Source organism: Synechococcus sp. KORDI-100 (assembly GCF_000737535.1).
GTDB lineage: Bacteria > Cyanobacteriota > Cyanobacteriia > PCC-6307 > Cyanobiaceae > Parasynechococcus.
In genome coordinates, this window is record NZ_CP006269.1 from 1,879,239 (window position 1) to 1,900,174 (window position 20,936).

Consider the following 20,936-nt stretch of genomic DNA (forward strand, 5'->3'; position numbering starts at 1 on the left):
TCACGTCTGGCGCCGTGAATCACACTTCTCCCTGAGCACCTGCAGAAACTGATCAGGATCCGGCTGCTGATCGATGTCAAAACGGGTTGCAGTCTGCACTGTGAAGGAGATCCAGGCCTCTGCCTCCGCCCCCCCCTCTGCCATGACGATGTCGTAACAGGCTTCGAAATCCGAGTCGGGTGCCAGATCTCTCGCAGCATTGATTGCGTCATACAAAGCCTCAAGATCAGCAACCTGAGGATCAGCAAAAACGGCCCTGATCTCCTCCAGCATCAACGAACCGCTTCCAGTGCAGAACGCTCAGTCCCCTCCTGCGCCTGATCGTGGCTGTCGATCTGAAAACAAAATTCTTCCAACTCGGCATTGAACTCGAGCAACATCACAGCAAGAGAAGAGGCCAGCTCACAACAGAATTCGTCGGACACAAAAAGGTGTCTCATAGGACTAGCGAGTTGTAGGAAATTCCACGTGGCCAGCGTGGCCAACAGCGGCGTTGCATTTACAAATCGAGTTAAGCCACCAGTGGAGGGGATGGGCTGGTGTCAACCTTGAGCTCGCTCATGCGACTACGGATGCCTTCGCAATCCCGACAACAACAGGGAGGTGCCTTGTCATCGACTGGATGAAGCAAGAGAGGAAGGATATGATCCTCATCCTCGTAGAAGAGTGTCATCAAAACAATTAAAACGCTGTCGGAGTTCCGATGCACCAAGGCTGCTCTGGAGGTCTCGAAGGACACGAAATGAGTCCAGGATGAGACTCTCCAGACAATGGATGGCTAATTCATCGACAAGCCACTGTCATCAAGATTCAACAACGACGCCCTGCTCAACGGCCAAGCCAGCGGACCGTGCGTCCTGAACAAGAGCGTTCAGACAATCAACACCGAAGCTCGCCTCGCCTTTGAGAAGAGCGTCCCACTCGGAATCTGCGAAATGGGTCTGCAACCAAAGCGTTCCCAGGATGCTGGATGCCGTAAAGCGGTAGAGCCCAGGGACGTCTGTGGAAGTGGCAACCAGATCCATGCCATTTCAGAATCTGCATTTAGTAAGCCTCAGCTGGACGCATTTCATTGTCCGAATTGATACGGAAAACAGAAATTGCTGTGAACAGCGCCTGAACAGGCATCATGTGAGGACGTCAGGGGGGGGGGTTCATTACCGATGTCACCCTTGTTTGCCTGCCACCGCTGCGGCATGCAGATTGAACGGTCAATGGCGAACTACTGGCGTTTGAAAGGCCGCGTGATCTCTCAGCCTGCCTTGATCTTCAAGATGCTCGTCAAAAGAACAGTGGCCCCGATGATCAGGACAGGGCCACCGACGTCCAAGGCCGATGAATCAGCGCGAGTAGGAGACACCGCGATAGGTGAGGCGAGGTGAGCTGAACGAGACAGCCTCACGGTTGGCCTGGTAGACGCTGTGGCGGTAGGTGAGTTGAACAACGGTTTTCGCCGAAACGTCATTCTGGCGCGTGTACGTGTTGCCGAGGAAAGTGAGTTGCATCAGTTGGTCTCGGATTCAGCCCAGGCCCCCGTTCCATGACCTGGGTCGTACTGCGCCTTGCCGGATAACAAGGTGAACGTTTTAGTAGTCGTTGCTACGAAATATGGATAAACCGTGTCTGAATCCCCGGCAAGGTCTGGCCAGGAAGACGATGCAAATTGTCAGACTGCCCGGCGATGAGAAGACAAGGGGTCTGTAAAAGCGGGTTGACAGGACGTCAAACCTCATGGGGTCCGTTCACAAATATCAAGCAACTATCTACACAACATCTGCTGTACAGGTCAGAACGGAGGCTGGCTTATCGAAAGACCATTGAGTTGGCCATGGCTGCCGCGAAGAATCAACGCTGTGGAGCTGACAACAATGCGGCCATCAATGATCAACAAGATTTACTGACAAGGTTTGCAAAGACATTCAATCCATCAGGCAGGGACGGGATCCAGCATTGAATTGACCTTGAGACTGAAACCAAGATTTTTAAGCCGTGCGTTGCTGACGCGAGCATTGAACACCCGTGCTCCATCACGGTTGTGGTTCTCCCAGATCACAGGGGCCAGTCCCTCGGCATCACACAACTCGTTCGACAACTCCCGCCGGGACAGCTGCATATCATCCACAAGGTTGTAAATCCCCTGCAGGCGACGTTCGTACGCAAAGCTCACGCCGCGAAGAATGTCGAGGAAGTGAATCCAGGCATTGACGTTGTTGCCGTTCTTGGGGACTTGTTGCCCTGAAGCGCTGCGGATGTAACCCGGAATATCCTTGCCTGGTCCATAAATTCCACCAAGACGTAGCACACAGGCCTGGGTAGAAGCACTGTTCAGGGACAGAACAGTAGTTTCAGCACGAACCAACAGAGCATTGGTGGCGTCGGTGAGATCCGGTGGGCTGAGTTCGTTGATGGTTTGTCCTGCCTTGTCGCCGTAGACCCCGGCACTGCTGAGGTAAGTGATATGGAGGGGAGTGCGTGAACTGCGGCGCCCTATGGCCTCAACCAAAGACTGCACACCTTCCCCAAAAACACTGCCATAGGAACTTGCTTCGTCCTCGGTCGTCGGGGCCATCGAAATCAGAAGACCATCCAGTTGATCGATGAAGCTGTAATCGGTGCCAGGGTCACCAGCGCGGCAGATCCGCGGATGATCCACAAATTCGCAGAGCTGGGCGAGTTTCGAGGGTGATGTCGTGGTGCCCGTGACCTCGAGGCCGCGGCTGCGAGCATTGATCGCAACGCCCATTCCGACGTAGCCGCAACCCACTACTCCAAAACGGGAGGTCATTTTGAATCAATATTTGTTCACGCAACGTAACGAGACGGATCGGTGCCTTGCGTATCCAATGCGGCCATCTTTGAAAGGTCTGAGGACGCTGACCGCATGATTCGTTCCATCCTCAACATCGTCTGGGTCGTGCTCGGAGGCCTCGTGATGGCGTTGGGTTGGTGGGTAGCCTCTCTGCTCTGTGCGATCACGATCATTGGTTTGCCCTGGGCCAGAAGCTGCTGGGTGATCGGCAAGTTTTCTCTCTGGCCCTTCGGTTATGAAGCCATCAACCGAAAACAGCTCACCGGCCAGAGCGATCTGGGGACAGGGACGGTTGGTCTGATCGGAAATGTGCTGTGGTTCCTGGTCGCGGGCTGGTGGCTCGCGATCGGGCATCTGAGCTCGGCTCTGGCCTGCTTCGTCACCATCATCGGAATCCCATTTGGCATTCAGCACCTCAAGCTGGCTCTGATTGCTCTGGCGCCGGTGGGAATGACCGTGAAACCAAGCGAGCGCCCGTGGCTCTAGTCGCCGTTTAAAAAAGCAGAGACAACAACCAGATCGTCAGGATCGCCAGAAGCCCTGCTGATCCAATCGCTGCAGCAACAAGAACCAGCCCTGCTGCCAATCCAAGTCGGCGGGTTGTGGAGGGGAACAACAGATAGAGGGTCAGTCCGATCGCCAATGGCCAGAGAGGCGGAATCAACAAACTGACGCCGGTCAGGACGATCAAGCGGAGGCGGACCTGATTGCGATGGTCCTGGTCTTGGATCCGTTGCCTTTGTTCTTCGTCCAGCGCTGCAAGTTCCTCGTCGCTGAGCCAGCGACCATGCAGCTGAGCTGTTCTGAAATCTCGCTCCAGTTGACCTGGAGTTGTACTGGGTGTCATGCACTCAGCATATGAACGGAAGTCAACCGGGTGAACATGCAGGTGGAGGATCCAAGCGCTTCAGTCCTGTTCGTGATCTTGAAGTCGTTTGATGTAATCGCAGATATCCAGATCAGGATCCAGTTGGACATCTTTGCGTGTTTTGGCATCGACAACATCTTTGGCAAGACTTAGCAAGTGTGCACTCGCAAGCTTGGTCTCCTTCACACTCTTAAAACCAGGAGACATTGTTGTATAAAAAGACAATGAAGTAACTCTACGCAACCAACGATTCATGTGGGTTCATCCCACTACACAGCGACGATCTGTACAAGATTCTCCACATAACATCGTCACGCAAAAATGTTCGTAGGAATACCTACTTCGCTACTATTGATGTATTTGATACAGAAAGCAGGAGATGTCGCTCGTTATTCGTTTCCTATGAAACGTCATCGCCTCTCCGAGAACAGCGACCTTGAGATCAGCCGTCTCAAGATGCTTTTGGCGCGTGTTGAGGCCATCGGCAGTCGTGACGTCTTGATCAATTCGCTTCGTGAAGCCATCACAGATCTGGAGGCCAGGCAAACCGTGATTCCTGAAGACACAGCTGCTTAGCGAGGACGTATCAGCCGTTCACCAAGCGAGCATGAATTCTGCAAACGCGGATGGCTTGTGATGGAGGGGCCTGGCAAAGCATGCCAAGTTCATGATTGAGCTTGCGGAATAAAGCGATATCTGCGCCTGTGAACCCAGACAGAACAGCAAACAAACCGGATGTCAGGAAGAGAACCACGCCGCAATCTCCAGAGTGATCTTGAGCAAGCGTAAACGTCTGCTGACCCAGGAATTAATCCAGCCTGAGAGAAAATTGAGCGCTTCGGATCTGTCCCGCTGATCGTTGATTCACCACTGATCGGAGCTTGGGCCACTGGACTGACCATGCCAACAATGTCTGTGTTCGTGCAGCTCCTGACCAGGCCATTCGAGATGTGATTCATAACAAACTGACTGACTGACTGATGGCGGAAGTGATCACGTCTTGCGATCCTTGTGCCTTCACGGGCGAAGACAACAGAATTCGATGTGATCCCCCACAGAGAACGTCAATCGTTTTGTTGATACCCATGGGATCGATCCTTTGGAGATCAAGAATCTCAGCAACTCATTGCAACCTGATGCTTCCCGGGTCCATGAACCTTGATTGTTTCAAGGGTTCATCTCATCGGTTGATCGTGGGGGGAGCAACTGAGCCGGCTGGCGTTTAGCCCAGCCATTCATCAGCCATCAGATCATCAGCCATCAGATGGTCTGACTCGTGTCTCCAAATTCGAGATAGAGGCTTCTTGCATCCTCTGCACGCTCCTCATTGATCAATTCCTTCACCCGCTCCCTCCACCAGGAACTGACAACGGAACTGATTTCCTTGTTCGGAAGGCCACCAAAGGATTGGTCCATACCTTGATCCGGGCTTCAAACGTACCGACTCAGCAAAACGATGCATGGGTGATGTTGCATCGCTTCACCGATGCGAGCCCCGGACCAAACACCAGGGAACTGTTTCGTAGTGATTCACACCACACCAGATTCAAACGCTGCAGACGATGGCGGAATTGAGCTGATGAGTCGTCTAGCTCGCCATTGCCCAAACCATGACCAAACAGCTCCGAAATCTGCTCTTCGCAGGTCTGGCCATCCTCCTGGCTGTTGCCTGCTCGAAGACTCCCGATACCTCGGCTGTCAGTGGACCACCAATCGTGCTCGGCTACAGCAACTGGGCCGGTTGGTGGCCCTGGGCGATCGCTGTCGAGGAGAAGCTGTTCGAGAAAAACGGCGTGAACGTCGAGATGAAGTGGTTTGACGGGTACTTGCCATCGATGGAAACCTTTGCTGCCGGCAAAATTGATGGGAATTCCCAGACCCTCAACGACACGATCTCCTTTCTTCCCGGAGAGAACGGTGGAGAGGTTGTGGTGTTGGTGAACGACAACTCCGCTGGCAACGACCAGATCATTGCCGATGCCTCGATCAAGTCAGTGGAAGAGCTCAAAGGCAAAACCGTGGCCGTGGAAGAAGGGGTCGTGGACGATTACCTGCTCAGCCTGGCGCTCAAGGACGTTGGCCTCAGTCGCGACGACGTTGTGATCAAGGGCATGCCGACCGACCAGGCAGCAACGGCCTTTGCAGCTGGTCAGGTGGATGCGGTTGGCGCTTTCCCTCCTTACACCGGAACTGCCATGCAACGTGAGGGAGCGCGGGTGATCGCGACCTCGAAGGAGTACCCCGGAGCAATCCCTGACCTCCTCACCGTGAGTGGCGATCTCATCAAGGAACGTCCCGATGACGTTCAGAAGATCGTCAAAACCTGGTGGGACGTCAGAGCATTCATGGACGAAAACCCTGAGAAGTCCGAGGAGATCATGGCGAAAAGGGCAGGGATCCCAACTGAGGAATACGAGCAGTACAAGGGTGGAACCCGCTTCTTCACTCTGGATGAAAACCTTGAAGCGTTCAGCTCTGGGGAAGGCATGCAGCACATGCCTTATGCAGCCGAATCCATGGCCGACTTCATGGTCTCCGTCGGCTTCATCGAGGAGAAACCGGACTTGAGCAGCCTGTTTGATTCCAGCTTCGTCAAGAAGGAAGCCGGCGCCTGATGAGCGCTTCGGCCCCTGCCGCTGCCCTTGAGAAAAAGCCTGGTGTTCTCTCCCTGCTCGCTCTTGGGGCAACGCCCTCAAGAGCTGTGAGGAGCGGACTTCAGGTTGCTTCACTGCTGCTCCCGTTGCTCGCCTGGACGGTGATCGCCGCTCTCGGCGTCGTCGATGAAAAATTCCTGCCCTCACCGGGGGCTGTTTATCGATCCCTCGCCTCGATGGCGCAAAGCGGCATCCTGTTTCAGGACATCGTTGCCAGCACAGGGCGGGTGTTCGCTGGGTTCCTGCTCGCCACCCTGGTGGCTGTGCCCATCGGCATCGGCATGGGTGTCTACCCAGCCATTTGCGCGCTCTGCGAGCCGCTCATCGCCATGTTGCGATACATGCCGGCAGCGGCTTTTATTCCTCTTCTGATCATCTACCTGGGCATCGGTGAGGAACCGAAGATCGCTCTGATCTTTCTGGGCACGGTGTTTTTCAACATCCTGATGGTGATGGATTCAGTCAAGTTCGTTCCAAAGGAACTGATCGAAACAACCCTCACCCTGGGGGGCCGCAGCCGTCAGGTGCTCGTGCAGGTGGTGGCCCGCTACAGCATGCCGAGCATCATTGACACCCTGCGCATCAACATCGCCACGTCCTGGAATCTGGTCGTGGTCGCAGAACTTGTGGCGGCGGAGGTGGGTCTAGGGAAACGCATCCAGCTCGCTCAGCGTTTCTTCCGTACCGATCAGATCTTCGCTGAACTGATCGTGTTGGGTCTGATTGGCTTTGCGATCGATATGAGTTTCCGGCTGTTGCTTCGTCTGAGCTGCCGCTGGGCGGTGTAGCGGATGGAATTACTGGTCCAGCAGGTCGGTAAGCACTTCGGGGACGGGCCTTCGCGCAAAACCGTCCTCGAAGGGATCAGCTTCCGGATGCAATCCGGAGATTTCACAGCCCTGGTGGGAAGCTCCGGTTCTGGCAAGAGCACGATCCTGCGACTGATTGCCGGCCTTGATCAGCCCAGCAGCGGTCGGATCCTTGTGGACGGGAACGTGGTCGGTGGTCCAGGCCCGGACCGGGGAATGGTGTTTCAGAAATACAGCTTGTATCCCTGGCTCAATGCCGCCGACAACGTGGCCTTCGGGATGCGTCTGCAGGGGATGAAATCCAGGGAGATCCGAGAACGTACGGCTTACTTCCTTGAGGTCGTGGGCTTGCAGGACGCCTCGTCCAAATTGCCTCGCGAACTGTCCGGCGGCATGCAGCAACGGGTCGCCATCGCACGCACCCTGGCCACCAACCCCAGTGTGCTGCTGCTGGATGAACCATTCGGTGCCCTGGACCTGCAGATCAGAGAATCCATGCAGGATTTCCTGCTCCAGCTCTGGCAGCGCACAGGCCTGACCGTTCTCCTGATCACCCATGACGTGGAGGAAGCCCTGGTGCTTGCTCAGAACGTCCATGTGCTGGCCCCCAATCCAGGCCGGATCATCCGTTCCCTGGACGTGAAGCTCGATAAAAGCGATCTCGATGAACTGCGGCTGAGCAGTGATTTTCAGCAGCTGCGCCGAAGCCTGTCCGCCAGCCTCAAGCAGCTGGAACCGACATTTCTGTGATGCAGGCCCTCGAGAGTGAGAGCTTTCTTCCAGCCTGGCTTTACACCGAACCTGATGTTCATCGCTGGGACTGCAGCACCTATGCCGGGACGTACTGGCATCCCGTCACAGCCACATCTCAGCTTGCCCCTGGCCAGTGCCAGGCCATCAACCTTCTGGGACGGCCTCTCCTTCTGACAAGGCCAGGAGACGGAGAACCGCGAGCGTTCCTGAACCGTTGTCCCCACCGAGGCGTGGCCTTTCAGGACGAGAGCGACAACGGCCTGCCCTGCCGGCGTTTGATCTGCCCTTATCACGGCTGGACCTACAACCTGGAGGGAGAGTTGCTGGCGGCAGCCAGGGAACAGGACCTCCCGCAGCCGTTTCAGCGCAGGGACTGGCCCCTCACAGCGCTCCCCTGTCTCGTCGATGGCCCACTGATCTGGGTGGCGCTCAGCGACGAGCCTCGTCCTCTGACGCGACAGCTGGAACAGGTGCATCAGGAAGTGATGGCCCTGTGGACAAGCCCCATGAAGCAGGTGCATCAGATCCGACGCCGCCTGACTTGCAACTGGAAAGTCGCTCACGACAACACCCTCGACGACTATCACGTCGCGGTGGCCCATCCAACGACTCTGCACCGCGAGCAGGGGCCTGTGAAGGACTACGTGCACCGGTTCACGGAGTTCGGAAATGTCCTGATCACACCCCATGCCGACGGCGGCCACTTTCATACGTTCGGCCTGCCTCCCTGGACGCACCTGATCACCTGGCCGGACGGGCGCATGGCGCTGTTGGAGTTCCTGCCGGAGAGCCACTGCACCACGGCGATGCAGTTGCGGTTGTTTGTCTCAGAGCAAAGCCGAGACGGCGGCGACGACGACCAGCGCGACCAAGCGACGGACATCTGGCTCACCAGCCTGCTTGGCTTCCTGGAGGAAGACCGGAAACTGGTGGAATCAGCGCAGCGCGGCTACGAAAGCGGCATCATGCCAGGACCTGCCCACCGCCTGGAAGATCGGATCCTGCACTGGCAAAGAATCTACCGACAACAACTCCCGGGGTCTACAGACGCATCGTCGTCCGAAGCCAGGAGGTCATGGCAACGTTGATGGCGTCCACATCGGCGAGCGGTTCGGCGCTGAAGGGAACCGTCGGCATGTAGCCATCAGGCCCGAATTCCGGGGTGATCGTGATCGGATCAGCCTTCGAACCGCGGCGATCAAGAAACAACTGCCAACACAGACGATGGGCTTCCAGGGCTTCAGCCCATTCCGGGGCAAACGGGTGCGAAACCGAGGGACCTTGGGCATGCCCAACCCGGGCATGAATGTGATCGACATGACTTGCCATGGCCTGGATCGGCTTCAGGTCCGGCGTCATCAGGCGTTCGCTCACCGCGCACCAGTGGCTGAGATCGGCGGTGAGGCGCAGGCGGGGGTGCTGCTGGAGCCAGAAGGGCAACCGCCAGGGATTGAACAGACTGCGGCTCCGATGCGTCTCCAGCATCACCGGACAGGACACCTGCTCAAGGCGATCCAGCACCGCCTCAAGAAAATCGTTCTGTTCCGGGTCTGTCCAGCTATCGCTGCCGGTGATCAGGTTGATCTTCAGAGGCAGCAGCGGCCCTGCGCGATTCAGGGCTCGATCGAGCTGCTCGAGATGCTGGTCGGGACTGTCGCCGAGGTTGGGGGTGTAATCCCCGCCTGTGATGATTTCCAGGATCAGGGCCTGATCGAACCGACGCAGTGCCTCGAGCAGATCACTGGAGCTGACGGTTTCAAGGCAGGGATGATCCAGGTTGATCTCGATGCCGTCAAAACCGGTTGCACCGGAACGTTGAAGGGCCTGATCGAAGGATCCGCGCCAACCCCAGAGTGTTTGGAACAGAAGAAGCTCAGTGGGACACAAAACAGACCAGCGGCAACCAATCTCAACAAGGAAAATCTGGCAGTCTCAAGCGTCGAGTGCCAAGACGCAGCAATCAATTCTGTGATCAATTCGTAACGATAAAGTTCATCAACCTGAACCTTTTTTTCAACACATTGCCCTTACGTTCTCCGGGAACAAGTGATCAACTCCATGATCCTTCTTCACTTCTTCGGACTCGGAGATGTACTGCGGCGTTTTGAACTTGAGCAGCTCACCGGCTTGAATCTGATGGGTTTCCGACCCGTCGCACTCGATGATCTTGTGATCTGGTCTCAGCGCGTAGCAGACCAACAACGCTGGGATGCCGATCGCATTCATCACGATGTTCTCAATCTCTGGATCGATCAGGCCGAAGAGATCAATGTTTGGAAACAACGCCTAAAGCAATCACCTGCAAACGTTGAACTCCTGGCGGGTATCGGCGACGAACGCACCTGGCAGCAACACTGGGAGTGCATGCTGCGCCAGACCCCTCCGGGTGAGAGGGCCTGAGAGCCAGAGCCAGCGAATCAACAAGACAGATGGACCCTGAGAACTGATGAACAATCCAATGACGATCTGTTCACGTTGTCCAGATGAGTTGCTTCAAGGAAGCTGGCTGATCACCCTGACATTCTCTTCCGGTTTGTAGCGCGACGTCCAGCGACGCAGCTGGGATTCCTCCTCGTCAGTTCGCGTGCAAGCAAATCCGTAGCGAGCACGAACTCGATCAGATGCTGCCCTCAATGCCTTCACACCGAGGGATTCAAGTTCAGAAACGCGGAACGAGTCGCCAGGTTTCAGATACTCCAATATCACCGTTGAGGGTGAATACAAGGTGCTGAATTGACCGTCAGGCCACTCCAGTTGAAAGCGAACTTCCGGCATGAGCCTGAAAAGTGATCACGAATCCTGCAATGGGGTCGTTCAACCCTGCTGTTTCAACTGGCACAGCCGAAGCCTGTCAGGCCAAGAGAGCCCTGCCAGAAACATTCAGACTCGCCAGCGCGCTCCAACTGAACCTGACAGGCTCCCTTGGCGAACCGTCCGATCCGGCAGCAGATCAGATCGGGATCGTCTCGCACCGACCGTTTGAGCCTGTCCGCGTGTGACGGGTCCACTGCCAGGAGGTACCCGAAGCTGGGAAAACAGGTCAGCCATGCCGTCTCCTCAACCTGATCCGGCCGTCGGATCAAATCTAGGTCGATGCTGAGTCCATGGCCGCAGGCTTCGGCAAACATCGCCGCTGTGCCCGTGATCCCCCCCATGCTGATGTCCTTGGCCGCATGAACGATCCCTGCCGAAGCCAGAGCTGGAAGCAGGCTGAGGTGGGAGCAAAGCGATTCTGAAGACGCCTTGGTCGCCGCATCCCAGAAGGGATAGTGGCGGTATAAGGATCCCTTCTGGTTCACCAGCATCCAGAGCTCATCGCCAGGACGTGCCGACCGGGCTGAGAGCACGGGGCCTTCGGCGACCCCCAGGACAGCCACCGACAGAGCCCGGTACGGACTGTGCTGGTTGGAGTGCCCTCCCACCATGGGAATCGCGAAGCGATCGCAGGCGAATCGCATTCCAGCCAACAGCTCAGCCTGGGATTCCGGGCCCTGGCTCCAGACACTGTTCACCAGAGCCAGGGGACGTCCACCCATGGCGGCGATATCGCTGAGGTTCACCAGAACACCACTCCAGCCTGCGAACCATGGGTCGTCCTCCACGAGGCCGGGATGCATGCCCTCGCAGGCCAGCAACAACTGACCGTTCTGGCGAGGCAACAGGGCTGCATCGTCGCCCAGCATTCCAGCGGCCCCCAACTGCGGGAAGGGACGATGGGAAAACGCCTCCGCTGCAGGCTGGATGTCGCGCTTGGCAAGCAGACCGCTCTGCTGACGCAGCGCAGTCACCAACGGCCTGAGATTCATGCCGCGATGGGTGAGGCAAAGGTCCCGGCTGGTCGCAACTCCCTTGACGGGACGTAGTAGTCGAGGTCGGCCTGCATCAGGTGATGGCGAATGCCACGAATCTCGAGTTCCTCGATAGACGTCCAGTGCAGACGACGGAAGAAGCGCACATTCTGAATTTGAACCGTGGCCAGAAAACGATCGCAGCCCCAGCCATTGGCGCTGGTGACAGCTTTCCAGATCAGGCCTTTGCCGATCTGGTTGTGACGTCGGAAATCGCTGTGTACCCCTAAGCGGCCTCCGTACCAGAGCCGTGGTTCGGTCTCAACGATCCGCACCACACCAACCACCTGAGCCTCGCCGTCGTCGTTGTCCTGCGGCTCGGAACTGTGATGCAACGCCGCGATCGGACAGGCGATGCGATCGAGCTCATCGCGATCAGAGTGTTCAAACACATGCTGTTCACGGCAGAAGATGCTGCGCCGCAGGGACCAGTAGCCACGGATCAGGGATGAATCCGGACGCAGCAAGTGAAACGTGAAGCGATCTGAGTGAGCGGTCGGCGAGAGGCGAAAGTCATCGGCATCGATGCCGATGCCTCCACGGACTGAAGGGGTGAACAAACTGGGGGCGGAGCTGACGCTGCGACCGATGCCTCGGCTGCTCGGATCAAGACAGGACACCATGGTTCAGGTGCTCTGCTCAAACAGTGAGAGGGCCGAACAGGCTCCACACTTCGCACAACCAGCAGACATGCGCTCCGACCGGAGATCTCCCTGGCGCAACAGCTCGGCAACCCCCTGGTAGACGTCAACCATGAATGAAGTGTCCGGCGAAGGATGGTTCTCCAGTGGAGTCCCGGAAATCGGCACAAAGGGGACAACAAAGGGGTAAACACCAAGGTCAATCAGTCGACGGCTGCAGTCGAGGAGAGCATCCCGGCTGTCGCCCAACCCCGCCAACAGGTAGGTGGACACCTCCCCGCGCCCGAAAACAGCAACGGCATCGGCGAAAGCCTCGTAGTACCGCTCCAGACTCAGCTCAGACTTCCCAGGCAGAATGCGACGTCTCACCTCCGGCGAGACCACTTCGAGGTGCATGCCCAGACTGTCGACCCCTGCCTGCTTCATGCGTCGATACCAGATCGGATCGTCCGGTGGCTCGCACTGGCCTTGAATCGGCAGATCCACGCGCTGCTTGACGGCGGCGGCCGTCTCGGCCATCAAGCGAGCTCCACGGTCATCACTGTTGGGGGTGCCGGTCGTCATCACCAGCTGAGTGACGCCATCGAGACGCACGGCAGCCTCAGCCACCTCCGCCACCTGATCCGGGGTTTTGCGAACGACCGTGGAACCATCCTCAAGGGACTGCTCGATGGCACAGAACTGACAGGACTGCGTGCGGTCCCGGAAGCGGATACAGGTCTGCAGCAGCGTGGTGGCCAGGACACTGCGGCTGTGCAGCAGAGCGATGGAGCGATAGGGCACGCCATCGGCCGTGCTCAGTCCGTAGAACGTCGGCTCATCGGTGGTCGTCACCGCAGGCAACGCCTCGTTCTGAGGGCCGCTCAGGGCGACCCCATCACCAGATGCGTCGAGGCTGTAAGGCGAGAGGCTGGACGCATCGTTGTAAATCGGCACCATCACGGTGGTGCCATCAAGCTCAAGGGCGCGGTGGTCCGACGGACCTGCACCGCCTCGCCGCCCCCGGTTCCCCTTGAGGGATCCATCGCGAAGACCCTTGACCTGAAGTTCGGTCACGACACGGCCCAGCTCAGACATGGTTCAACTCCTCGATCGCACGGCCCAACTCAACGGCTGGAGAAGGTTGCAGCTCCGATGGCATCTCCTGCATCGTCATCGCAGGCGAGCTGTTGATGCGGAGCGACAGCAACTCCGGACGGCTGTAGTGGCCGACGCTGTCCATCATTCGCTTGCGTTTGGTGATCAGGGCCAGATCCAGCTCCGCAATGGCGAGGCCCTCGCCGTCCGGAAGCGGTCCAGCCAGATAACGGCCCTCCGGACTGATCACCGCGGTGTGGCATCCGCCCTGAAAGGCCTTGTGAAGCGACGTATCCGGTGTGATCGCCCCATAGTCCTCGGGATCCAGCCATCCTGTGGAGCAGATCACAAAACAGCCGGCCTCCAGGGCGTGGTGCCGCATGGTTACGGCCGTCTGCTCCGTGAAGATCGGTCCCACGAGGGAGCCGGGAAACTGGGCGCAGTGAAGCTGCTCCCCCTGGGCCATCAGGGCGTAGCGAGCGAGGGGGTTGTAGTGCTCCCAGCAAGCCAGGGCACCGACACGACCCAGAGGGGTGGTGACAACCTTCAGTCCGGCGCCATCTCCCTGTCCCCACACCATCCTCTCGTGGTAAGTCGGGGTGATCTTGCGCCGTTTGAGGACGATCTCACCACAGCTGTTGAATAACAGCTGCGTGTTGTAAAGGGTGCCTCCATCGCGTTCGTTGACGCCCAGCAGAACCTGCATGCCGTGTTGGCGTGCCGCTGCTGCAACGGCGTCAGTGACAGGACCGGGAACCACCACCGCCTGCTCATAGAGAGCAAGGTGCGGACGACCCATCCGCACAGGGGGCTCGACGAAGGAGAAATAGGGGTAATAGGGGAGAAACGTCTCGGGGAAGACGATCAACTCGACGCCTTCGGCCGCCGCATCGGCCATGGCATCGAGCACCTTCTGAAGGGACCCGTCCAGGCTGAAAAGCACAGGACGGATCTGGGCAGCGGCAACTTTGACGGTGGTCACCATGGTGAGGTCCGGTGCTGACTCAGAGCGTCCAGGTCTCGAGGATGAAGGCTCCTTCCTTGCGATGCATCAACACGATGTCGAGGACATCCAGAGGGTTGACCGGAGTGATGCCTGGCATCAAAGCCTTTTCGCTGTGTCCGTAGAGGGCCTGCAGAGCGAAGCGGCAGGCGTAGACCTTGCCACCCTGATCCATGAATTTCTGCAGACGGGCATTGAAGTTCAGATGGCCGTCAAACGCCGCGTCACCAAGCTTGGGAAAACCACGCATCACACCCAGCGTCACGCCCGGGCCGTAGAGAAGAACGGAGGTCTCGAAGCCTTTGTTGATCAGACGACTGGCCTGAAGCAGGTTGACCAGACCGATCGACCCTTCAAATGCCACGGTGTGAAAGGTCACCAACGCCTTCTCACCTGGATCCGCCTTCACATCAGGAAAAACTTTCTCCTCGTAGTCGACGAGAAAATCTCCGGGCTGATTAGCGGGGCGATCGACAACTGGCATGTGAAGAAAGGCTAAGAACCCAAACCATGGCCTTGGTCACCATTCAAAAAATGTTCCTGATGCAACCGAATCAGGCATCGAAACCCACGGGTCTGCGTTGATTTTCGTGCCCATGACTACATCACGACGGCTTGCTTTCCCTGATGGTTAAAAAGGCAAATTCTGAGCTGATTGATGCTGAACAGTGCGTCGCACAGCACAACCGCCAGGTCATCACATTCAGTTGTCGTCATCGGCGCTGGGCAGGCTGGCTTGTCTGTGACCTACGCCCTTCAGCAGCGCGGCATCCGTCCCCTGGTTCTCGAGAAACATCGCATCGGCTACGCCTGGGACCAGCAACGATGGGATTCCTTCTGCCTGGTGACGCCCAACTGGCAGTGCCGTCTACCGGACTTCCCTTACGACGGCGACCAGCCGGAGGGGTTCATGGACAAACACTCGATCGTGAACTTCCTGCAACGGTTTGCCAGACATGTGGCGGGGGATGTGAGAGAGGGCGTTGCCGTGCAACGGCTGACGCCGAATGGTCATGGTTACCGCCTGATTACCAGTGAAGGAGAGATCGAGGCCGAGCAGATCGTTGTGGCCACCGGTGGTTACCACCAACCACGGAGGCATCCCCTGGCCGAAAGGCTCCCAGGCTCGATCCTTCAGCTTGATGCACGGGATTACCGCAACCCTGACGCCTTGCCGCCGGGACCGGTCCTGGTGGTGGGAAGTGGTCAGTCCGGAAGCCAGATTGCCGAGGATCTTTTTCTGGCCGGAAGAACCGTGCATCTGAGTGTGGGAAGCGCTCCACGTTCACCACGCCGATACCGAGGCCGAGACGTCGTCGATTGGCTCGATCGCATGGGCTACTACTCGATGCCGATCAGCGAACATGCAGACCCGCGCAGCGTTCGCGCCAAAACGAATCACTACCTCACCGGTCGCGATGGGGGGCGCGAGATCGATCTGCGACGTCGAGCTCTCGAGGGAATGCAGCTGCACGGCCGACTCGGCGAGATCACTGCAGAACACCTTGGCTTTGCCAACGACCTTGGTGACAGCCTTGACCAGGCCGATGCGGTGTATTGCCGTATTCGCAGCAGCATTGACAGCTGGATCCAACAGGAACAGATCGAGGCCCCACTTGAGCCGGCCTACTCACCTTGCTGGCAGCCGACACCGAAGCCGGATCCCGGACTCGATCTCCGAACGGATCCATTGGCAGCCGTGATCTGGTGCACCGGGTACCGCAGTGATTTCAGCTGGATCGATGCGCCGGTCTTCGACGGTGCCGGCCAACCCGCCCATGATCGAGGGGTGACCCAGAGCGCAGGCCTTTATTTTCTGGGACTTCCCTGGCTCAACACCTGGGGCTCAGGTCGCTTTTGCGGTGTTAAAGACGATGCGGACTACCTGGCCAGACTGATCAGCCTGCGGCTGGAACGTCGTGACGCCAGCCAGGAACGGCTGGAATGCACAGCCATTCTCGGCTCCTGAGAACAGGCTTCATTAACGGCGCGGCTCCGCCCTGCGAACTGAAATGTTGCGACCCATCCATTCGACGTCCTGAAGATCGTCAATGGCCTTGGTTTCATCCGCTTCCTGACTGAGATCCACAAAGGCAAATCCACGCTTGCGACCGGTGTCACGATCAAGCGGCATTGAGCATTTGGTTACCTCTCCGTATTGCCCGAAAAGATGCTGCAGGTCTTCTCTCTCAGCATCCCAGGAGAGATTTCCAATGAAAATGGTCAAAAAATTGAACGGAAAAGGTTCTCTACCACCCTCTCACATCACGGAAAGACGGCACGGCATTCCCAATCTCGATCGAAACAGGCTCTGTTCGCAATGCGCTTTAACACCGATTGCCTTTGTGTCCGCGCGCGCCAAAACTGTGGTCATTGAGATCGGAGGAGCCCATGACGGCCGACACTCCACCTGAGCACACCTGAGAAGCAGCCTGACTCTCGGCCCCTGCTCCAACAGTTTCCACCCATGCGTGGGCCTTTCGTCTGGAACGACAACAGCGGTCCGTCCGACCAGTCGACCATCCTCTGCACCGCCCAAGATCAAGGTGCCCCGCAGGATGCCGGCCTAACCTCTGGACTCCCTGGCCCCAGGCGCCATCAGCCAGACGCTTCCAACCCTGATCATTCGCTTCATCTGCTGTTCACGGGTTGAGCCATGCACGAACGAGCGACGTTGGCCGTCTCTTCCATCCGGGAGGGGCGGCCTCCTTCATTGGGGAGTTCAACAGAACCGGCGGACCTGAAGGAGGTTTGGTATCAGAGTGAACGACAGGACGGTAGACGGCAGTCGTATAAAGGTCTTGTAGCGACAGCTACCAAACGTTCACTCCGCACCTCGCGGAGCGCAGTTCGACTCAGGCCATGGAACGGGGACCTGAGCTTGCTTCGAGGAACCTCCAATGACCCTGACCTACCGCGGCCAGCGCTACGTGCAAACCAAAACTGCCGTCGCCAGCAAAAAGCCTTCCCTGACCTACCGCGGCGTCTCTTACGCCAAGTGAGTTCAGTCTGAAAGCACGAACGCCCCGCCCCCGCGGGGCTTTTTTAATGGAATTCTAGTCGCACTCCCGGTCGCTGATCAAACAAAACAAGACGTCCTCTCTTGGCACCAATCCGAAAGAAGGGCTTTTGTTTGGCAACCAATGACCTCAGGATTGGTCATGGTGGAAGCAGAACAACGGAAAGAAAATGGCCGGGCTGAAAGGAACCAAATCAGATGATTTCATCAACGCGGCAAAAGAGCGCGGGGAAGCTGCCATGAAAGACAAACAACCGCGACTCACCAAGCTAGAACGCGCCTTTCGTCACGCCGCGATCAGACGCATAAGCCAGGAGGAACGCAGAGCAGCCAGCAGCATGAGTACAACCTCTGAGTGACCCTGTCGCCAACCCGTTCATAGTGGGAGTGTCCCAAGACTCCGAGGACCCAGCGAGACAACTCATCGGCCACATTGCGGAGCTTCAATCGCGGCTAGCTCACCCGCAACACTGGACGGAAGGTGAAAACACGAAAAACGCTGAGAAGTTGCGACAACTGCAGTTTGAACTTCGCCGCCGCCAAGCCCTTGGTGACGACAACCCTATCGAGAGCTAGGCACGTGATCACTGACAGGGTGAAGACAGACTGATCAAGCAAGATCGACCCCCTTGCCTCGATAGAAAGCAAACCGTTCACGGATGGTTTCAGCCTTCGGTTTGGGATCGTCGTAGGCCCAGACGGCATTGCGGATCACCTTCTCACCGAAGACGACATCCCAATAGCGAGCGGTTCCCTTCCAACCGCAGACCGTGCTGTGCGTGGATTCGCGAAAATACTCCGTTCGCATTGCAGAGCGGGGGAAATAGGGGTTGCCATCCACCATCACAATGTCGTCGCTCTCAGCAATCACAGTGCCATTCAAAACTGCCTGCATGGATGGGTGCTCGATTGATGTGCAGCGGAGCTTAATCAACATGGCAGCACGAAGAGCGCCGCGAACCACCGTCACGACGGCCAGACATCATTCAAACGTGGTCGTATGAATCACACGAATGTCTCAGGCATGCAGCACAGAATTGCAACGCTGCTGACAGATTGATCATCAACTTTTGATGAGCCAATCAAGGAAACCTGGCGATCCTGATCAACCACAACAGACACGCCATTCATGATTGGTCACGTCAAAACCCATGCATGACATGGGACGCAAAAAGTTTTGTTCGCTCAGCCGAAACCCTTTGGATCAATCAGGCCGTAGAGCAACGCCGTCACAGCCATCTGGGTCCGATCACGGGCCCCGAGTTTGTCCATGGCATTGCCGACGTGGGTCTTCACCGTCTCCACGGACACACCGAGCCGATCGGCGATTGAATTGTTTTTGAGGCCATGGGACACGGCCGCCACCACCTCCAGCTCACGAGGTGTGAGTTCTTCAACCAGGCCCGGCAGGTTCGGCTGGGGAACTGATGCAGCGATGCGACAGATGTCCTCCGGGTAATACACGCCTCCATCTGCGATGGTTTGAAGCGCACTGATCAGATCACCGCGACCGGTGCCGAGGCTGGATTTGAACACCACACCATCGGCATACGCCCCCATCGCTTCGCACACCGCCTCCTCCGTTTCGCGGGCCAGCACAATCAGCAACTGACAGCACGGATATTCCGCTTTCACGCGTCTCAACAGATAGGGGCCGTAGCCGGTTTCCAGATCCGAGCTGCAGATCAACAGGTCGGGCTGGGTGCGTCGCACCAGCTCGAAGCCCTCGTCTTCCGTGGTGGCGGCACCCACCAGCGATGGACGAATCGGCTCGGCGACGCAAAAGGACATCAAGGTGAGTCGATCCCCGAAGACGACAACCAGCCGACGATCCTTCAGCAGCTGTTTGGCCCGGGCGACAGCATCCTGAAGCGCGCGAGTATCAAGCCGGAGCTCCATGGCCGGGGAGTTGATCCCTACGTTTTAGCGGGGAACCCAGGCGCGAAGTGCTTCCGGTGATGCAGCTGCCGGAAGGACACGCAATCCATCGCGCAGCACTCTTTACAGCCGGTTCATCCGTACATGCGGTCTCACTCAGCCAATCCTCAGCAGTTGCTTCCCCTTTTGGGGGAGGACGCAACAGGGGGTTCAGCCAAGGATGAAACAGAGCCAAAAGAACCGTCGTGCGATGGCTGACTGCGCTTGACCTCCCCCCAGCAGCGCCCGCCATATGCCCGAAAGCCCCGCCCCTGTGGTGGGGCTTTCTCATGGGACAGTCCGAGCATCAATCCAATAAACGATCACGTGTCGGCCCGTCGTTAGCTTTGCCGAAACGTCAGCGCTGTCTTCAACGCCTTCGGCCTGGCGCTGTCAATCCATAGGAGAGGGATGGCAAGCCAACCTGATTCAGAGACAGGCCAATCCGTCCAGCAAAGTCCGCCAACAAACCGTCTTGGCTGGCCCCACAACTCAGGTGCTGGAGGTGTCGCGATATCGAGCCGACACCAATCACCAACTTGAACTGCTGCAGCAATGCCTCGAGGTCTGAGCGACATCTGTCTGGCCGATCTAGAAGCCATCGCCGTTCCGCGCCATGCGCGCTGGGACCGCCTGGGGTTGATGGCTGTGCGCTGTTACGTCCGTGATCAGCTCTCTGCTCATGGTGAGCTGGAGGAGCACCACTTCACCAGTGGGATTGATGATGGCGTCAACTTCATCCTCAGGCTCCCGAGCCGCAACCCCAGACGCAGACCCCTCCTTGTTGGCGCCCACTACGACGGACCACTGCATTCCATCGGTGCAGATGACAACGCCAGTGGAATCGTGGCGTTGCTTGAACTGGCGAGACGTTGGTCTGCCAAACCTCCCAAACGCCCGGTGTGGCTGGTCGCTTTTGATCAGGAGGAATGGGGGATGCTCGGCAGCGCTGCACTGGCCGAGGAACTCAGGACAGACCGACAGCCCCTGAAGCTGATGGTGAGCTTGGAGATGTTGGCGTTCACCAGCGACATGCAGGCTTACCCCCATCCGGCGATGCGGCACATCTACGGCGATCGAGGGGATTTCATCGCACTGGTGGCCAATGCAGGCGCGGGATTGATGCTCCCTCGTCTCACCCATTCCATGGGTCAACACGTGACCACCAAACTGCTTCCGGTTCTGCGTGCCGGCCATGACGTTTCCGCGGTGCGCCGTAGCGACCACAGCCCGTTCTGGGATCGCGGCTACAACGCGCTGATGGTGACCGACACCTCATTCCTGCGGAACCCGAATTACCACCGGATGAGCGACACGATCGACAGCCTGGATCTGCCGTTCTTTGCATCGGTGATTGATGGGCTAGACATTAGCTTGAGCGGCCTTTGAACTAAGAGACAAAAAAAGCGGGCAAGCAAGGGCATTCCCTTCTGTGATCAACAACACGGCCCTGCCTGACCTGGCTCACAGACCCAACCCGGCGACCGGGCCATCGTGAAAGCACGGTGAAGGACAAGAACAAGACGTCATCACCGCCT

The 20,936-nt window shown here is 57.7% G+C and carries 30 protein-coding genes; 11 read left to right on the forward strand and 19 right to left on the reverse strand.

Translation table 11 applies throughout. The features are described from left to right. The 5 genes from KR100_RS09560 to KR100_RS09575 all read right to left on the reverse strand — a co-directional run bounded on the left by KR100_RS09560 (position 1) and on the right by KR100_RS09575 (position 2,785). Complete coding sequence (locus KR100_RS09560; protein ID WP_038545209.1) at positions 1 to 273, reverse strand: hypothetical protein; 273 nt, start codon at positions 271 to 273, stop codon at positions 1 to 3. Next, positions 273 to 425, reverse strand: coding sequence for a hypothetical protein (locus tag KR100_RS15955; RefSeq protein ID WP_204207674.1), 153 nt, complete (start codon positions 423 to 425; stop codon positions 273 to 275). The genes KR100_RS09560 and KR100_RS15955 overlap by 1 nt, the downstream gene beginning before the upstream one ends. 378 nt (positions 426 to 803) lie before the next feature. Then, positions 804 to 1,025: a hypothetical protein gene (locus tag KR100_RS09570; RefSeq protein ID WP_038545214.1), complete on the reverse strand. Its 222-nt coding sequence runs from the start codon at positions 1,023 to 1,025 to the stop codon at positions 804 to 806. Between the two features lie 315 nt (positions 1,026 to 1,340). After that, positions 1,341 to 1,505 (reverse strand): DUF4278 domain-containing protein, encoded by a 165-nt coding sequence (locus KR100_RS15020; RefSeq protein WP_081858902.1) that lies wholly within the window; start codon positions 1,503 to 1,505, stop codon positions 1,341 to 1,343. Between the two features lie 422 nt (positions 1,506 to 1,927). Continuing rightward, positions 1,928 to 2,785 (reverse strand): NAD-dependent epimerase/dehydratase family protein, encoded by an 858-nt coding sequence (locus tag KR100_RS09575; protein ID WP_038545217.1) that lies wholly within the window; start codon positions 2,783 to 2,785, stop codon positions 1,928 to 1,930. Between the two features lie 96 nt (positions 2,786 to 2,881). Here KR100_RS09575 and KR100_RS09580 point away from each other — a divergent pair, with 96 nt between their 5' ends. Beyond that, on the forward strand, positions 2,882 to 3,295 hold the full coding sequence (locus tag KR100_RS09580) for a YccF domain-containing protein (RefSeq protein ID WP_038545221.1): 414 nt from the start codon (positions 2,882 to 2,884) through the stop codon (positions 3,293 to 3,295). Between the two features lie 7 nt (positions 3,296 to 3,302). On the opposite strand, the gene KR100_RS09585 is transcribed toward KR100_RS09580, so the two are convergent. Further along, positions 3,303 to 3,656 (reverse strand): hypothetical protein, encoded by a 354-nt coding sequence (locus tag KR100_RS09585; protein ID WP_038545224.1) that lies wholly within the window; start codon positions 3,654 to 3,656, stop codon positions 3,303 to 3,305. Between the two features lie 60 nt (positions 3,657 to 3,716). Beyond that, positions 3,717 to 3,932, reverse strand: coding sequence for a hypothetical protein (locus KR100_RS15960; protein ID WP_162176512.1), 216 nt, complete (start codon positions 3,930 to 3,932; stop codon positions 3,717 to 3,719). A 147-nt stretch (positions 3,933 to 4,079) separates the two neighbouring features. Here KR100_RS15960 and KR100_RS15965 point away from each other — a divergent pair, with 147 nt between their 5' ends. After that, a complete protein-coding gene (locus KR100_RS15965) occupies positions 4,080 to 4,253 on the forward strand; it encodes a hypothetical protein (RefSeq protein ID WP_156098020.1) in 174 nt (57 codons plus the stop codon). A gap of 10 nt (positions 4,254 to 4,263) precedes the next feature. Here the strand turns inward: KR100_RS15965 and KR100_RS16570 are convergent, their stop codons facing one another. Further along, positions 4,264 to 4,431, reverse strand: coding sequence for a hypothetical protein (locus KR100_RS16570; protein WP_204207675.1), 168 nt, complete (start codon positions 4,429 to 4,431; stop codon positions 4,264 to 4,266). A gap of 506 nt (positions 4,432 to 4,937) precedes the next feature. Continuing rightward, complete coding sequence (locus KR100_RS15970) at positions 4,938 to 5,093, reverse strand: hypothetical protein (RefSeq protein WP_156098021.1); 156 nt, start codon at positions 5,091 to 5,093, stop codon at positions 4,938 to 4,940. A 194-nt stretch (positions 5,094 to 5,287) separates the two neighbouring features. On the opposite strand from KR100_RS15970, the gene KR100_RS09590 reads away from it, so the two are divergent. Genes KR100_RS09590 through KR100_RS09605 form a run of 4 tightly spaced genes read left to right on the forward strand, consistent with a single transcriptional unit; the run spans position 5,288 to position 8,981 of the window. After that, the gene (locus tag KR100_RS09590) at positions 5,288 to 6,292 is read left to right on the forward strand and encodes an aliphatic sulfonate ABC transporter substrate-binding protein (protein WP_038545227.1); all 1,005 of its coding nucleotides are present in this window, start codon (positions 5,288 to 5,290) and stop codon (positions 6,290 to 6,292) included. After that, positions 6,292 to 7,119 carry an ABC transporter permease gene (locus tag KR100_RS09595; RefSeq protein WP_038545230.1) on the forward strand — a complete coding sequence of 276 codons (828 nt, stop codon included), beginning with the start codon at positions 6,292 to 6,294 and terminating at the stop codon, positions 7,117 to 7,119. The genes KR100_RS09590 and KR100_RS09595 overlap by 1 nt, the downstream gene beginning before the upstream one ends. Before the next feature lie 3 nt (positions 7,120 to 7,122). After that, a complete protein-coding gene (locus KR100_RS09600; protein WP_038545233.1) occupies positions 7,123 to 7,890 on the forward strand; it encodes an ABC transporter ATP-binding protein in 768 nt (255 codons plus the stop codon). After that, positions 7,890 to 8,981, forward strand: a complete 1,092-nt coding sequence (locus KR100_RS09605) for an aromatic ring-hydroxylating dioxygenase subunit alpha (RefSeq protein ID WP_051847448.1) — start codon at positions 7,890 to 7,892, stop codon at positions 8,979 to 8,981. Before KR100_RS09600 ends, KR100_RS09605 begins: the two co-directional genes overlap by 1 nt. On the opposite strand, the gene KR100_RS09610 is transcribed toward KR100_RS09605, so the two are convergent. Further along, positions 8,935 to 9,780, reverse strand: coding sequence for a sugar phosphate isomerase/epimerase (locus KR100_RS09610; RefSeq protein WP_038545236.1), 846 nt, complete (start codon positions 9,778 to 9,780; stop codon positions 8,935 to 8,937). The two genes, KR100_RS09605 and KR100_RS09610, sit on opposite strands and share 47 nt — an antisense overlap. Positions 9,781 to 9,951: 171 nt before the next feature. Between KR100_RS09610 and KR100_RS09615 the strand changes: the two genes are divergently transcribed. Further along, positions 9,952 to 10,293 (forward strand): hypothetical protein, encoded by a 342-nt coding sequence (locus KR100_RS09615; protein ID WP_038548523.1) that lies wholly within the window; start codon positions 9,952 to 9,954, stop codon positions 10,291 to 10,293. A gap of 93 nt (positions 10,294 to 10,386) precedes the next feature. Here the strand turns inward: KR100_RS09615 and KR100_RS09620 are convergent, their stop codons facing one another. From KR100_RS09620 to KR100_RS09645, 6 genes are read right to left on the reverse strand one after another with little or no spacing between them, the layout of a single operon-like run. After that, positions 10,387 to 10,668: an MSMEG_0570 family nitrogen starvation response protein gene (locus KR100_RS09620; RefSeq protein ID WP_038545239.1), complete on the reverse strand. Its 282-nt coding sequence runs from the start codon at positions 10,666 to 10,668 to the stop codon at positions 10,387 to 10,389. A gap of 53 nt (positions 10,669 to 10,721) precedes the next feature. Then, a complete protein-coding gene (locus KR100_RS09625; RefSeq protein ID WP_239420307.1) occupies positions 10,722 to 11,681 on the reverse strand; it encodes a sll0787 family AIR synthase-like protein in 960 nt (319 codons plus the stop codon). Between the two features lie 14 nt (positions 11,682 to 11,695). Then, on the reverse strand, positions 11,696 to 12,364 hold the full coding sequence (locus KR100_RS09630) for an MSMEG_0567/Sll0786 family nitrogen starvation N-acetyltransferase (RefSeq protein WP_038545245.1): 669 nt from the start codon (positions 12,362 to 12,364) through the stop codon (positions 11,696 to 11,698). Positions 12,365 to 12,367: 3 nt separating this feature from the next. Beyond that, positions 12,368 to 13,459, reverse strand: a complete 1,092-nt coding sequence (locus tag KR100_RS09635) for an MSMEG_0568 family radical SAM protein (protein ID WP_038545248.1) — start codon at positions 13,457 to 13,459, stop codon at positions 12,368 to 12,370. Continuing rightward, positions 13,452 to 14,444, reverse strand: coding sequence for a Nit6803 family nitrilase (locus KR100_RS09640; protein WP_038545251.1), 993 nt, complete (start codon positions 14,442 to 14,444; stop codon positions 13,452 to 13,454). Before KR100_RS09640 ends, KR100_RS09635 begins: the two co-directional genes overlap by 8 nt. A 19-nt stretch (positions 14,445 to 14,463) precedes the next feature. Further along, positions 14,464 to 14,946, reverse strand: a complete 483-nt coding sequence (locus KR100_RS09645) for an MSMEG_0572/Sll0783 family nitrogen starvation response protein (RefSeq protein ID WP_038545255.1) — start codon at positions 14,944 to 14,946, stop codon at positions 14,464 to 14,466. A 174-nt stretch (positions 14,947 to 15,120) separates the two neighbouring features. Between KR100_RS09645 and KR100_RS09650 the strand changes: the two genes are divergently transcribed. Then, positions 15,121 to 16,431 carry an MSMEG_0569 family flavin-dependent oxidoreductase gene (locus tag KR100_RS09650; protein WP_038545258.1) on the forward strand — a complete coding sequence of 437 codons (1,311 nt, stop codon included), beginning with the start codon at positions 15,121 to 15,123 and terminating at the stop codon, positions 16,429 to 16,431. Positions 16,432 to 16,443: 12 nt separating this feature from the next. On the opposite strand, the gene KR100_RS09655 is transcribed toward KR100_RS09650, so the two are convergent. Further along, positions 16,444 to 16,689 (reverse strand): RNA-binding protein, encoded by a 246-nt coding sequence (locus tag KR100_RS09655; protein WP_038545261.1) that lies wholly within the window; start codon positions 16,687 to 16,689, stop codon positions 16,444 to 16,446. 673 nt (positions 16,690 to 17,362) lie between these two features. Between KR100_RS09655 and KR100_RS15030 the strand changes: the two genes are divergently transcribed. Beyond that, entirely contained in the window at positions 17,363 to 17,464 is a 102-nt protein-coding gene (locus tag KR100_RS15030) for a DUF4278 domain-containing protein (protein ID WP_071839885.1), read from the forward strand. 187 nt (positions 17,465 to 17,651) lie between these two features. After that, positions 17,652 to 17,840, forward strand: coding sequence for a hypothetical protein (locus KR100_RS09665; RefSeq protein WP_038545267.1), 189 nt, complete (start codon positions 17,652 to 17,654; stop codon positions 17,838 to 17,840). Between the two features lie 251 nt (positions 17,841 to 18,091). On the opposite strand, the gene KR100_RS09670 is transcribed toward KR100_RS09665, so the two are convergent. Next, entirely contained in the window at positions 18,092 to 18,376 is a 285-nt protein-coding gene (locus tag KR100_RS09670; protein ID WP_038548526.1) for a DUF427 domain-containing protein, read from the reverse strand. Positions 18,377 to 18,666: 290 nt separating this feature from the next. Then, on the reverse strand, positions 18,667 to 19,380 hold the full coding sequence (locus KR100_RS09675; RefSeq protein WP_038545270.1) for a response regulator transcription factor: 714 nt from the start codon (positions 19,378 to 19,380) through the stop codon (positions 18,667 to 18,669). Positions 19,381 to 19,953: 573 nt separating this feature from the next. On the opposite strand from KR100_RS09675, the gene KR100_RS09685 reads away from it, so the two are divergent. After that, positions 19,954 to 20,787, forward strand: a complete 834-nt coding sequence (locus tag KR100_RS09685) for a M20/M25/M40 family metallo-hydrolase (RefSeq protein ID WP_071839886.1) — start codon at positions 19,954 to 19,956, stop codon at positions 20,785 to 20,787. Positions 20,788 to 20,936 lie beyond the last annotated feature (149 nt).

Excerpts from the sequence above, each read along its gene's own strand:
- KR100_RS09560 (WP_038545209.1), bottom strand. The coding sequence starts at position 273 with ATGCTGGAGGAGATCAGGGCCGTTTTTGCTGATCCTCAGGTTGCTGAT.
- KR100_RS09570 (WP_038545214.1), bottom strand. The coding sequence starts at position 1,025 with ATGGATCTGGTTGCCACTTCCACAGACGTCCCTGGGCTCTACCGCTTT.
- KR100_RS15020 (WP_081858902.1), bottom strand. The coding sequence starts at position 1,505 with ATGCAACTCACTTTCCTCGGCAACACGTACACGCGCCAGAATGACGTT.
- KR100_RS09575 (WP_038545217.1), bottom strand. The coding sequence starts at position 2,785 with ATGACCTCCCGTTTTGGAGTAGTGGGTTGCGGCTACGTCGGAATGGGC.
- KR100_RS09580 (WP_038545221.1), top strand. The coding sequence starts at position 2,882 with ATGATTCGTTCCATCCTCAACATCGTCTGGGTCGTGCTCGGAGGCCTC.
- KR100_RS09585 (WP_038545224.1), bottom strand. The coding sequence starts at position 3,656 with ATGACACCCAGTACAACTCCAGGTCAACTGGAGCGAGATTTCAGAACA.
- KR100_RS15960 (WP_162176512.1), bottom strand. The coding sequence starts at position 3,932 with ATGAATCGTTGGTTGCGTAGAGTTACTTCATTGTCTTTTTATACAACA.
- KR100_RS15965 (WP_156098020.1), top strand. The coding sequence starts at position 4,080 with ATGAAACGTCATCGCCTCTCCGAGAACAGCGACCTTGAGATCAGCCGT.
- KR100_RS15970 (WP_156098021.1), bottom strand. The coding sequence starts at position 5,093 with ATGGACCAATCCTTTGGTGGCCTTCCGAACAAGGAAATCAGTTCCGTT.
- KR100_RS09590 (WP_038545227.1), top strand. The coding sequence starts at position 5,288 with ATGACCAAACAGCTCCGAAATCTGCTCTTCGCAGGTCTGGCCATCCTC.
- KR100_RS09595 (WP_038545230.1), top strand. The coding sequence starts at position 6,292 with ATGAGCGCTTCGGCCCCTGCCGCTGCCCTTGAGAAAAAGCCTGGTGTT.
- KR100_RS09600 (WP_038545233.1), top strand. The coding sequence starts at position 7,123 with ATGGAATTACTGGTCCAGCAGGTCGGTAAGCACTTCGGGGACGGGCCT.
- KR100_RS09605 (WP_051847448.1), top strand. The coding sequence starts at position 7,890 with ATGCAGGCCCTCGAGAGTGAGAGCTTTCTTCCAGCCTGGCTTTACACC.
- KR100_RS09615 (WP_038548523.1), top strand. The coding sequence starts at position 9,952 with ATGATCCTTCTTCACTTCTTCGGACTCGGAGATGTACTGCGGCGTTTT.
- KR100_RS09620 (WP_038545239.1), bottom strand. The coding sequence starts at position 10,668 with ATGCCGGAAGTTCGCTTTCAACTGGAGTGGCCTGACGGTCAATTCAGC.
- KR100_RS09630 (WP_038545245.1), bottom strand. The coding sequence starts at position 12,364 with ATGGTGTCCTGTCTTGATCCGAGCAGCCGAGGCATCGGTCGCAGCGTC.
- KR100_RS09635 (WP_038545248.1), bottom strand. The coding sequence starts at position 13,459 with ATGTCTGAGCTGGGCCGTGTCGTGACCGAACTTCAGGTCAAGGGTCTT.
- KR100_RS09640 (WP_038545251.1), bottom strand. The coding sequence starts at position 14,444 with ATGGTGACCACCGTCAAAGTTGCCGCTGCCCAGATCCGTCCTGTGCTT.
- KR100_RS09645 (WP_038545255.1), bottom strand. The coding sequence starts at position 14,946 with ATGCCAGTTGTCGATCGCCCCGCTAATCAGCCCGGAGATTTTCTCGTC.
- KR100_RS09650 (WP_038545258.1), top strand. The coding sequence starts at position 15,121 with ATGCTGAACAGTGCGTCGCACAGCACAACCGCCAGGTCATCACATTCA.
- KR100_RS15030 (WP_071839885.1), top strand. The coding sequence starts at position 17,363 with ATGACCCTGACCTACCGCGGCCAGCGCTACGTGCAAACCAAAACTGCC.
- KR100_RS09665 (WP_038545267.1), top strand. The coding sequence starts at position 17,652 with ATGGCCGGGCTGAAAGGAACCAAATCAGATGATTTCATCAACGCGGCA.
- KR100_RS09670 (WP_038548526.1), bottom strand. The coding sequence starts at position 18,376 with ATGCAGGCAGTTTTGAATGGCACTGTGATTGCTGAGAGCGACGACATT.
- KR100_RS09675 (WP_038545270.1), bottom strand. The coding sequence starts at position 19,380 with ATGGAGCTCCGGCTTGATACTCGCGCGCTTCAGGATGCTGTCGCCCGG.
- KR100_RS09685 (WP_071839886.1), top strand. The coding sequence starts at position 19,954 with ATGCCTCGAGGTCTGAGCGACATCTGTCTGGCCGATCTAGAAGCCATC.